Below are 11065 nucleotides of genomic sequence, written 5' to 3'. Positions count from 1 at the left end.
GCTCGATTACTGCTCGCCGATGTGCATGGAGCATAGCTTCGTGCTGGCGATCGAGAAGCTGATGGGGCTCGAGGTGCCGCTGCGCGCACAATATATCCGCGTCATGATGGCGGAATTGACGCGCATCATGAACCACATGCTCAACCTTGGCAGCCACGTCATGGACGTCGGCGCGATGACTCCCAATTTGTGGCTGTTCGAGGTCCGCGAGGACCTGATGCAGATCTATGAGGCGGTGTCGGGCGCGCGCATGCACGCCAATTATTTCCGCGCCGGCGGGGTCCACCAGGACATCCCGCCCAAGGTGCTCAATCAGATCGGCGACTTCCTCGACAAATTCCCGATCATCTTCGAGGACGCGATCAGCCTGGTCGCCGACAACCGCATCTTCAAGCAGCGCAACGTCGACATCGGCACGGTCAGCAAGGAAGACGCGATCGCGTGGGGCTTCTCGGGACCGATGATCCGCGCCGCGGGGGTGCCGTGGGACATCCGCAAGTCGCAACCCTACGAGGTCTATGACCGTATGGAATTCGAGGTCCCGGTCGGCACTCGTGGTGATTGCTATGACCGATTCATGGTGCGGGTCGAGGAAGTGCGGCAGTCGGCGCGGATCGCGCGGCAGTGCCTGGGCGAGATGCCCGCCGGGCCGATCGGCAGCCTCGACCGCAAGGTGTTCCCGCCGACGCGCGGAGAGATGAAGACCTCGATGGAAGCGATGATCCATTTCTTCAAGCTGTATACCGAGGGCTATCACGTCCCCGCCGGCGAGGTGTACGTCGCGACCGAAAGCCCCAAGGGCGAGTTCGGGGTGTATCTGGTCGCCGACGGGACCAACAAGCCGTACCGCTGCAAGATCAGGCCGACGGCGTTCTCGCATTTGCAGGCGATGGATTTCATGATGAAGGGCCACATGCTGGCCGACACGACCGCGGTGCTGAGCGCGATCGACGTCGTGTTCGGGGAGTGCGACCGGTGAGCAGGCTTGAGATCATATTCGGGGCTTTGCATCTGCTCGCCCTCGCTAGCCTGTTAATCCTGATTGGATTGCTGGTGTTCGGAAAAGTTCAAACTCGTCTGGTCCTTCCATTCCTCATTTTGTCGATCATTGGGTTGGAAACATTTCGCCGCTTGGGACGTCGAGAACGGAAGCGTCGTGAGGCGATCAATGGCTGAGCGCATCTTCGCCCCCGACACGCCCGAGCTGCGCGCGCGGTGGTCGGCGTTCGCGTTTACGCCCGCCCACAAGAAGGCGGCGGACGAGATTCTTGCGCGCTATCCAGAGGGCCGCCAGCAATCGGGCACCATCCCCCTGCTCGACCTCGCCCAGCGGCAAGTTGGCGAGGAGACGAATACGCAAGGCTGGCTGCCGATCCCGGTGATCGAATATGTTGCCGCTTACCTTGACCTGCCGCCGGTGCGGCTGCTCGAGGTCGCGACTTTCTACTCAATGTTCAACCTGGCGCCGGTCGGGCGCTATCATGTGCAGGTGTGCGGGACGACGCCGTGCATGTTGCGCGGATCGGACGATCTGTTCGCGGCGTGCGCGGCGCGCGGGATGAAGAAGGGGCACACCACCGGCGACGGGCTGTTCACGCTGACCGAGGTCGAGTGCCTCGGCGCCTGCGCCAACGCGCCAATGGTCCAGATCAACGACGATAATTACGAGGATCTGACGAAGGACAGCATGGCCGCCGTACTCGACGCGCTGGCGCGAGGCGAAAAGCCCAAGCCGGGCCCGCTGATCGCTCGGCAGACGAGCTGCCCCGAGGGCGGCCCGACGACGCTCAAGAAAATGGCCGAGCGCAATTATGATTATCGGGGGCAATGGGCATGATCGTCGGGATTATCATCGCGCTGGTGCTGGCCTTCGTCGCGTTCAAATTCGTCAAGGGCATCATCAAGTTCGCGCTGATCGCGGCAATCGTGATCGCGGCGATCTATTTTCTCGGGATTGCTCGATGACCGTTACCGCGCTCGCCGACAAGGACCGCATCTTCACCAACCTCTATGGCTTCCAGTCCCCGGGACTGAAGGAAGCGCAGGGGCGTGGCGACTGGGACAATACCGCCGAGCTGATGAAGCAGGGACCGGACGCGATCATCGAGGTGGTCAAGGCGTCGGGCCTGCGCGGGCGCGGCGGGGCGGGGTTCCCGACGGGGATGAAGTGGAGCTTCATGCCCAAGGAGCCCAAGCCGGGTAAACCCAACTTCCTGGTCATCAACGCCGATGAGAGCGAGCCCGGATCGTGCAAGGACCGCGAGATCCTTCGCCACGATCCGCACAAGCTGATCGAAGGGACGCTGATCGCGGGGTTCGCGATGCGGGCGCGGGCGGCATATATCTATGTGCGCGGCGAATATATTCGCGAGACCGAGGCGCTGCGGCGCGCGGTCGCGGAGGCCTATGGCGCCGGGCTGATCGGCAAGAATGCCGCCGGATCGGGCATTGATTTCGATGTGTTCGTCCACCGCGGCGCGGGTGCCTATATCTGCGGCGAAGAGACGGCGATGCTCGAGAGCCTCGAGGGCAAGAAGGGCCTGCCGCGCCTGAAGCCGCCGTTCCCGGCGGGTGCGGGGCTTTATGGCTGCCCGACGACGGTCAACAATGTCGAAAGTATCGCGGTCGTGCCGACGATCCTGCGCAGGGGAGCGGCGTGGTTCGCGGGGATCGGCAATCCCAAGAACGAGGGCACCAAGCTGTTCCAGATCTCGGGCCATGTGAACAATCCGTGCGTGGTCGAGGAGGCGATGGGCATCCCGTTTCGCGAGCTGATCGACCGCCACGCCGGGGGTATCCGCGGCGGGTGGGACAATCTGCTGGCGGTGATCCCGGGCGGGTCGTCGGTGCCGCTGGTCCCGGCGCACGAGATCATGGATGCGCCGATGGATTTCGACGGGATGAAAGCGGTCGGCTCGGGGCTTGGGACGGCGGCGGTGATCGTCATGGACAAATCGACCGATATCGTCCGCGCGATCGCCCGCCTAAGCTATTTCTACAAGCATGAGAGCTGCGGCCAGTGCACCCCCTGCCGCGAGGGCACCGGGTGGATGTGGCGGACGATGGAACGGCTGCGCGAAGGCGACGGCGACAGCGCCACGATCGACCGCCTGCTCGACGTCACCAAGCAGATCGAAGGCCACACCATCTGCGCGCTGGGCGACGCGGCGGCATGGCCGATCCAGGGGCTGGTCAAGCATTTCCGGCCGGAGATCGAGCGGCGCATCGCCGAACGCAATGGCGGCGCGATGATGGAGGCGGCGGAATAATGCCTAAAGTCACCGTCGACGGCGTCGAGATTGAGGTTCCGCAGGGGGCGACCGTGCTTCAGGCGTGCGAGCTTGCCGGCAAGGAGATCCCGCGCTTTTGCTATCATGAGCGGCTGAGCATCGCCGGCAATTGCCGGATGTGCCTGGTCGAGGTCTCGCCAGGGCCGCCCAAGCCGCAGGCGAGTTGCGCGCTGCCCGCCGCCGAGAACCAGGTGATCCGCACCGACACGCCGATGGTCAAGAAGGCGCGCGAGGGGGTGATGGAATTCCTGCTCAACCACCCGCTCGACTGCCCGATCTGTGACCAGGGTGGCGAGTGCGACCTGCAGGACCAGGCGATGGCCTATGGCCGCGGCACCTCGCGCTTCGACGAGAACAAGCGCGCGGTCGAAGCCAGATATATGGGCCCGGTGATCAAGACCGCGATGACCCGTTGTATCCAGTGCACGCGCTGCATCCGCTTCGCCGACGAGGTCGCGGGAACGCCGGAAATAGGCATGCTCTATCGCGGCGAGGACAGCCAGATCACGGCCTATCTGGAAAAGGCGCTGACCAGCGAATTGTCGGGCAATCTCGCCGATCTCTGCCCGGTCGGCGCGCTGCTGCAACGCCCGGCGAGCTTCGAATTGCGGCCGTGGGAGCTGAAGAAGGTCCCGGCGATCGACGTGATGGACGCGGTCGGATCGAACATCCGCCTCGATGTGCGACAGCGGCAGGTGATGCGCGTGCTCCCGCGGATCAACGAGGACGTCAACGAGGAATGGATTTCGGACAAGACGCGGCACCATGTCGACGCGCTGGTGCGCGGGCGACTGGACCGGCCGTGGGTTCGAGAAAATGGGAAATTGCGCGAGGCGGGGTGGCCGGAGGCGCTGGCCTTGTTCGCCGACCGACTGACGGGCGCGGGCGCGAAGGTCGCGGCGATTGCCGGCGACCTGGTCGATGCCGAGACGATGTATGCGGCGAAAGCGCTGTTGGCGGGGCAGGGGAGTGCGCTGCTCGAAGGGCGGCAGACCGGACTCGACTATGATGTGACGAGCATCGCGGCGGTGGCGTTCAATTCGACCATCGCCGGGATCGAGGGTGCGGACGCGATCCTGCTGGTCGGGACCAACCCGCGCTGGGAAGCGCCGCTGATCAATACGCGGTTGCGCAAGGCCGTGCGCAAGGGCGCGAAGGTGTTCGCGATCGGGCCACAGGTCGATCTGGGCTTCAAGCTGACGTGGCTCGGGGATGATCTGTCGCTGATCGGTAATCGCCCCAAGGTGGCGGCGGACGCGTTCGCGGCGGCCGCCAAGCCCGCGCTGATTCTCGGTCCCGGTGGCCTTGCGCGCGGCGCGATGGGCGCGGCGCTGGCGGCGGTTGGCAGTCTGGGCCTGATCAAGGACGGCTGGAACGGATTCAACGTCCTCCACACCGCCGCCTCGCGGATGGCGGGGCTGCTGCTCGGCTATGCCCAGTCTGGTGGGATCGCCGACGTGCAGAAGGCCAAGCCCGAACTCGTCATCTCGCTCGGCGCGGACGAGGTTTCGCCCGACCGCTTCGCGGGTGCGTTCACCGTCTACATCGGCCACCACGGCGACAAGGGTGCGGGACAAGCCGACCTCGTCCTCCCCGGTGCGGCCTATGCCGAGAAGCACGGCACCTTCGTTAACACCGAAGGCCGCGTGCAACGGTCCGAGCGTGCCACCTTCCCACCCGGCGACGCGCGTGACGACTGGACGATCCTGCGCGCCGTGTCCGACCTGATCGGAGCGCCGCTCCCATTCGACCGCTTCGACCAGCTCCGTGCGGCAATGCACGCCGACACGCCGGCACTGGCGCGTGACGGCCTGATCGACCTGCCGTGGTCGCCGCCCAAGCTCGACGCCAAGGTTTCGGGCACGGTCGCCTACCCGATCGCCGACTTCTACCTCACCAACGCGATCGCGCGTGCCAGCCCGACGATGCACCGCTGCTCGGAAGAACTCATCCACGGCCAATCCTTCGCGGAGGCCGCGGAATGACCGCGCTGTTCCAATCCTGGGGCATGGGCTTCGGCGGCGCCTGGTTCCTCGCGACGATCATCGGTATCCTCGTCATCGCGCTACCGCTGATGCTCGCGGTGGCGATGGTGATTTATGCCGAGCGCAAGATCTGGGCGGCGATCGCGCTTCGCCGCGGGCCCAATGTCGTCGGCCCGTTCGGGCTGCTGCAAAGCTTCGCCGACGGGCTGAAAGTGTTCCTCAAGGAAACGATCGTGCCCAGCAGCGCGAACAAGGGGTTGTTCCTGCTCGCGCCGATCATCACCTTCACCACCGCGCTGATCGTGTGGGCGGTGATCCCGTTCAGCGTCGGGGTGGTCGTCGCCGACATCAATGTCGGGCTGCTCTACATCCTCGCCGCCTCGTCGCTCGGCGTCTACGGCGTGATCATCGCCGGCTGGGCGTCGAACTCGAAATACCCGTTCTTCTCGGCGCTCCGGGCGACCGCGCAGATGGTCAGCTACGAAGTCGCGATCGGGTTCGTGCTGATCACCGTCGTGCTCTACGCCGACAGCTTCAACCTGACGCAGATCGTGCTCGCGCAGAAGGGCAATATCGGCTTCGGCTTGCTCAATGGCTTCGGCTTCAACCCCCTGCTATTCCCGATGGCGGTGGTCTTCCTCATCTCGTCGATGGCCGAGACTTTCCGCACCCCGTTCGATCTGGTCGAGGCCGAGAGCGAGCTCGTTGCCGGGCACCAGACTGAATATTCGAGCATGTCCTTCGCGCTGTTCTGGCTCGGCGAATATGGCAACGTCCTCCTGATGTGCGCGCTCAACGCGCTGATCTTCTGGGGCGGGTGGTTGCCGCCGCTCAACATTGGCTTCCTGTATTGGGTCCCCGGAATCCTGTGGTTGTTTGCCAAGATGATGCTGTTCTTCTTCATCTTCGGCTGGGTGAAAGCGACCGTGCCGCGCTACCGTTACGACCAGCTGATGCGGCTCGGCTGGAAGATCTTCCTGCCGCTGAGCCTGAGCTTCGTCGTCATCGTTTCCGGGTGGCTGATGCTCACCCGCTATGGAAATCTGTCATGATCGCGCAGGCTACACTCTCTGACGTCCGCGAGTTCTGGGACGAAGCGTCGTGTGGCGAAGCGTTGCTGCTGGCTAAGGAAACTGACGCGGGTTATGCCGCGCAATCGGCCGAGCGCTACCGGCTGGAGCCCTACATTGTGGACTTCGCCAACTGGGCGGAGATGAGCGGCAAGCAGGTGCTCGAGATCGGTGTCGGCCTGGGTTCGGATCATGAACAATTCGCGCGCGCCGGAGCCGATCTGACCGGCATCGACCTGACCCCGCGCGCGATCGAGCACAGCCGGCGGCGGTTGGCTCTCGCCGGGCTTAGCTCGGACCTCAAGGTCGGAAACGCCGAGGCGCTGCCGTTCGCCGACGGGAGCTTCGACCATGTCTATAGCTGGGGCGTGCTTCACCATTCGCCCGACACGCCCAAGGCAATTGCCGAGGCGATGCGAGTGCTACGGTCGGGGGGCACCTTCGCGATCATGATCTACAACAAGTGGAGCCTGGTCGGGCTAATGTTGTGGGCGCGTTACGGCCTCGCACGGGGGCGGCCGCTAACATCACTCAAGGCAATTTACGCGCGCCATCTCGAAAGCCCCGGGACCAAGGCCTATACTCATTCCGAGGCATTGGCGATGATCGCGCCGTTCGCGGATCACGTGGCGATTCGCGCCGAACTTACCCATGGCGACCTGCTGTCGAGCGGGGCGGGCCAGCGCCACCAAGGCCGTATTCTCGATCTCGCCCGCCGAGTATGGCCGCGTGGCTTGCTCAAGCGCTTCGCTGCCAACAACGGACTTTTTCTCCTGATCAGCGGACAGCGGATATGATCGCGCGCACCATCAAGGCCTTTACCCTGTGGGAGTTTCTTCGCGCCCACGCGCTGACGCTGAAGTATTTCTTCAAGCCCAAGGTCACGATCAACTACCCCTATGAGAAGGCTCCGCAGTCCCCCCGCTTCCGCGGCGAGCATGCGCTTCGCCGCTATCCCAATGGCGAGGAGCGGTGCATCGCGTGCAAGCTGTGTGAGGCGATCTGCCCGGCACAGGCGATCACGATCGAGGCCGAACCGCGCGAGGACGGGTCGCGGCGGACGACCCGCTACGACATCGACATGGTCAAGTGCATCTATTGCGGGCTGTGCGCCGAGGCGTGCCCGGTCGATGCCATCGTGGAGGGGCCGAACCTCGAATTCGCGACCGAAACGCGCGAGGAATTGCTCTACGACAAGGCCAAGCTGCTCGCCAACGGCGACATCTGGGAACAGGCGATCGCGGCGAACCTTGCCGCCGATGCGCCGTATCGCTAGGCGCCCGCTCACCCCATGATCACCATCATTGCCTTTTACCTGTTCGCGACGCTGACCATCGCGCCCGCGTTGCTCGTGATCTTCGCGCGCAACCCGGTGCACAGCGTGCTGTGGCTGATCCTCGCCTTCTTCAACGCCGCCGGGCTGATGCTGATCCTCGGCGCCGAGTTCATCGCGATGCTGCTCGTCATCGTCTATGTCGGCGCGGTCGCGGTGCTGTTCCTGTTCGTGGTGATGATGCTCAACATTGATTTTGCGTCGCTGCGCAGCGGGTTCACCAAGAACCTCCCGTTCGGGCTGCTGCTCGCCCTCGTGCTGCTCGCCGAAGTGGTCATCGCGGTGCTGTCGCGCAGCGCCGGGCCCAACCTCGTCGTCCATCATGCAGTGGTCGTAAGCGGCCCCGTCCAGCCCAACATCGTGGGGATTGGCACGCTGCTCTACTCGCGGTTCCTGTTCCCGTTCGAAATCGCCGGGCTGATCCTGCTCGTCGCGATGATCGGGGCGATTGTGCTGACCCACCGCAACCGCGGCGACACCCGCGGCCAGAAGGTCTCGCGCCAGATCGACCGCAGGCCGCAGGACGCGGTCAAGAACATGCAGCCGGTCAGCGGTGAGGGCGTGTCGCTGTGATCGGCTTAACGCATTACCTCGCCGTCGCGGCGATCCTGTTCACCATCGGGGTGCTCGGCATTTTCCTCAACCGCCGCAACATCATCCTGATGCTGATGGCGATCGAGCTGATCCTGCTTGCGGTAAACATCAACCTCGTCGCGTTCAGCGCCTTTTCGGGCGACCTTACGGGACAGGTCTTCGCGATGTTCGTGCTCACCGTCGCTGCCTCCGAAGCGGCGATCGGGCTCGCGATCCTCGTCATCTTCTTCCGCCGCCGGGGCACGATCGCGGTCGACGACGCCAACCGGATGCACGGGTGATGCAACCCATCCTCCTCATCGTCTTCCTGCCCTTGCTCGCCGCGCTGATCGCCGGGCTCGGCGGGCGTGTCATCGGCAAGCTGCCCGCGAAGGCGATTACCACCGGCGCGCTGTTCATCTCGTGCGCGCTGTCGTGGCCGATCTTCCTCTCGTTCATCACCGGCGCTGCCGAGCCGACCACGGTCCACGTCCTCGACTGGATCAAGTCCGACGGCATGCAGGTCGACTGGGCGCTCAGGGTCGACACGCTCACCGCCGTCATGCTCGTCGTGGTGACCACGGTCTCGAGCCTCGTCCACCTCTACAGCTGGGGCTATATGGACGAGGACCCCAGCCAGCCGCGCTTCTTCGCCTATCTGTCGCTGTTCACCTTCGCGATGCTGATGCTGGTCACCGCCGACAACCTCGTCCAGATGTTCTTCGGCTGGGAAGGGGTCGGGCTCGCCTCGTACCTGCTGATCGGTTTCTGGTACCACAAGCCCAGCGCCAACGCCGCCGCATTAAAGGCGTTCGTCGTCAACCGGGTGGGTGATTTCGGGTTCAGCCTCGGCATCTTCGGCACCTTCCTGGTGTTCGGGACGGTCTCGATCCCGTTGATCCTCGCCGCCGCGCCGGGCATGGCCGGATCGACGATCCACTTCGCCGGCATGACCGCCAACACCATGACGGTGCTGTGCCTGCTGCTGTTCGTCGGGGCTTGTGGCAAGTCGGCGCAGCTCGGGCTTCACACCTGGCTGCCCGACGCGATGGAGGGCCCGACCCCGGTTTCGGCCTTGATCCACGCCGCGACGATGGTCACCGCAGGGGTGTTCATGGTCTGCCGCCTGTCGCCGATGTTCGTGACCAGCGAGACCGCGATGACGGTGGTGACCTATGTCGGTGCCGCGACCTGCATCTTCGCCGCGACGGTCGGCTGCGTCCAGAACGACATCAAGCGGGTGATTGCCTATTCGACCTGCAGCCAGCTCGGCTACATGTTCTTCGCCGCCGGGTCGGGCGCATTCGGCTCGGCGATGTTCCATTTGTTCACCCACGCCTTTTTCAAGGCACTGCTGTTCCTCGGCGCGGGGTCGGTGATCCATGCGATGCACCATGAGCAGGACATGCGCTATTATGGCGCGCTCAGGAAACAGATCCCGGTCACCTTCTGGGCGATGATCGCCGGAACGCTCGCGATCACCGGGGTCGGAGTTGCGGGCGTATTCGGGTTCGCGGGCTTCTATTCGAAGGATTCGATCCTCGAGAGCGCGTTTGCCAGTGGCACGGTGCATGGCGGCATCGCCTTCTTTCTCGGCGCCTTCGCGGCGCTGCTCACCAGCTTCTACTCGTGGCGGCTGATCTTCCTGACCTTCTTTGGCGACGCGCGATGGGCGGCGAGCGAGCATATCCAGCATGCGCTTCACGGCGAGCATGAGGACGAGGCCTCGGTCGAGGATGGCGACAGCGCGCATGACACGCCTGTTGCACCCGCGACCGGGACCGGCGGCTATCACCCGCACGAAAGCCCGTGGACGATCCTCGTCTCGCTCATCCTGCTGTCGGTCGGCGCGGTCTTCGCGGGCTATTTCTTCGCCGGACACTTCGTTGGCGTCGAGGCCGGGGCCGGGTTCTGGAAGGGCAGCCTGTCGTTCAGCGCGCACCTCGCCGAAGCCGCCGAGAAGGTGCCGTTCCTGGTCAGCTTAACCCCGACGATCGTCATGCTCATCGGGCTGGCGATCGCGTACCAGAATTACATCCGCGATCCCTCGGCCCCGGGCCGCTTCGTCGCGACCTTGCCGGGGCTGCATAATTTCCTGATGCACAAATGGTATTTCGACGAGCTCTACGATGCGATCTTCGTCCGCCCCGCCTTCGCTATCGGCCGTTTCTTGTGGCACCGCGGTGACGAGGCGACGATCGACCGCTTCGGCCCGCACGGTGCCGCCGCGCTGGTCGGCCTCGGCAATCGCGTCACCGCGCGGGTCCAGTCGGGTTATGTCACCAGCTATGCCCTCGTCATGCTCCTCGGCCTGATCGGCGCGGCGAGCTGGGCGCTGTGGTGGGCGCGATGAATAGCGTGCCACTATTGTCGCTGATGATCGCGATACCGCTGGTTGGCGGCATGGCATGCTTGTTTGTGTCGGCGACCAGTGCACGCTGGGTCGCGCTGCTGGCGACGCTGCTCGACCTCATTCTCGGCATCCTGATGTGGACCGCGTATGTCCCCGGCGGGCCGCAGTGGCAGTTCGTCGAGCATGTTTCGCTCGCCGGAAATTCCTTGAGCTGGGCGCTCGGAATCGACGGCATCGCGCTGATGCTGATCATGCTCAGCGTGTTCCTCATGCCGATCTGCATCGGCGCCTCGTGGCGCTCGATCGAGAAGCGCGTGCCTGAATATATGGCCGCCTTCCTGCTGATGGAGGCGCTGATGATCGGCGTCTTCGCGGCGCAGGACCTGTTGTTATTCTACATCTTTTTCGAGGGCGGGCTGATCCCGATGTACCTCATCATCGGCATCTGGGGCGGTGCCGAG

At 64.3% G+C, this 11065-nt stretch carries 12 protein-coding genes; all 12 read left to right on the top strand.

Going from position 1 to position 11065, the window contains the following annotated elements:
- On the top strand, positions 1–979 hold a 979-nt coding region (locus Q0R27_RS11130; protein WP_293944654.1), incomplete at its 5' end, for an NADH-quinone oxidoreductase subunit D.
- 189 nt (positions 980–1168) lie between these two features.
- Positions 1169–1837, top strand: a complete 669-nt coding sequence (locus tag Q0R27_RS11125; RefSeq protein WP_293944652.1) for an NAD(P)H-dependent oxidoreductase subunit E — start codon at positions 1169–1171, stop codon at positions 1835–1837.
- Positions 1834–1965, top strand: coding sequence for a hypothetical protein (locus Q0R27_RS11120; RefSeq protein ID WP_293944650.1), 132 nt, complete (start codon positions 1834–1836; stop codon positions 1963–1965). Before Q0R27_RS11125 ends, Q0R27_RS11120 begins: the two co-directional genes overlap by 4 nt.
- On the top strand, positions 1962–3269 hold the full coding sequence (gene nuoF, locus Q0R27_RS11115; RefSeq protein ID WP_293944648.1) for an NADH-quinone oxidoreductase subunit NuoF: 1308 nt from the start codon (positions 1962–1964) through the stop codon (positions 3267–3269). Before Q0R27_RS11120 ends, nuoF begins: the two co-directional genes overlap by 4 nt.
- Complete coding sequence (nuoG, locus tag Q0R27_RS11110) at positions 3269–5275, top strand: NADH-quinone oxidoreductase subunit NuoG (RefSeq protein ID WP_293944646.1); 2007 nt, start codon at positions 3269–3271, stop codon at positions 5273–5275. The genes nuoF and nuoG overlap by 1 nt, the downstream gene beginning before the upstream one ends.
- Positions 5272–6327: an NADH-quinone oxidoreductase subunit NuoH gene (nuoH, locus tag Q0R27_RS11105; RefSeq protein WP_293944644.1), complete on the top strand. Its 1056-nt coding sequence runs from the start codon at positions 5272–5274 to the stop codon at positions 6325–6327. The genes nuoG and nuoH overlap by 4 nt, the downstream gene beginning before the upstream one ends.
- The gene (locus Q0R27_RS11100) at positions 6324–7142 is read left to right on the top strand and encodes a class I SAM-dependent methyltransferase (RefSeq protein ID WP_293944642.1); all 819 of its coding nucleotides are present in this window, start codon (positions 6324–6326) and stop codon (positions 7140–7142) included. The genes nuoH and Q0R27_RS11100 overlap by 4 nt, the downstream gene beginning before the upstream one ends.
- The gene (nuoI, locus tag Q0R27_RS11095) at positions 7139–7621 is read left to right on the top strand and encodes an NADH-quinone oxidoreductase subunit NuoI (protein WP_293944640.1); all 483 of its coding nucleotides are present in this window, start codon (positions 7139–7141) and stop codon (positions 7619–7621) included. Before Q0R27_RS11100 ends, nuoI begins: the two co-directional genes overlap by 4 nt.
- A gap of 15 nt (positions 7622–7636) precedes the next feature.
- Positions 7637–8251 carry an NADH-quinone oxidoreductase subunit J gene (locus Q0R27_RS11090; protein WP_293944637.1) on the top strand — a complete coding sequence of 205 codons (615 nt, stop codon included), beginning with the start codon at positions 7637–7639 and terminating at the stop codon, positions 8249–8251.
- Positions 8248–8553, top strand: coding sequence for an NADH-quinone oxidoreductase subunit NuoK (gene nuoK, locus Q0R27_RS11085; RefSeq protein WP_293944635.1), 306 nt, complete (start codon positions 8248–8250; stop codon positions 8551–8553). Before Q0R27_RS11090 ends, nuoK begins: the two co-directional genes overlap by 4 nt.
- Positions 8553–10604 (top strand): NADH-quinone oxidoreductase subunit L, encoded by a 2052-nt coding sequence (gene nuoL, locus Q0R27_RS11080; RefSeq protein WP_293944656.1) that lies wholly within the window; start codon positions 8553–8555, stop codon positions 10602–10604. Before nuoK ends, nuoL begins: the two co-directional genes overlap by 1 nt.
- Positions 10601–11065 (top strand): proton-conducting transporter membrane subunit (locus tag Q0R27_RS11075; protein WP_293944633.1); only part of this gene is annotated, 465 nt, incomplete at its 3' end. The genes nuoL and Q0R27_RS11075, both read left to right, overlap by 4 nt.

The organism is Sphingomonas sp. (assembly GCF_025362505.1).
In the GTDB taxonomy this organism is placed as follows: domain Bacteria; phylum Pseudomonadota; class Alphaproteobacteria; order Sphingomonadales; family Sphingomonadaceae; genus Sphingomicrobium.
Note: the sequence above shows the minus strand (reverse complement) of the source record. Positions and strands in the feature narration are given on the sequence as shown.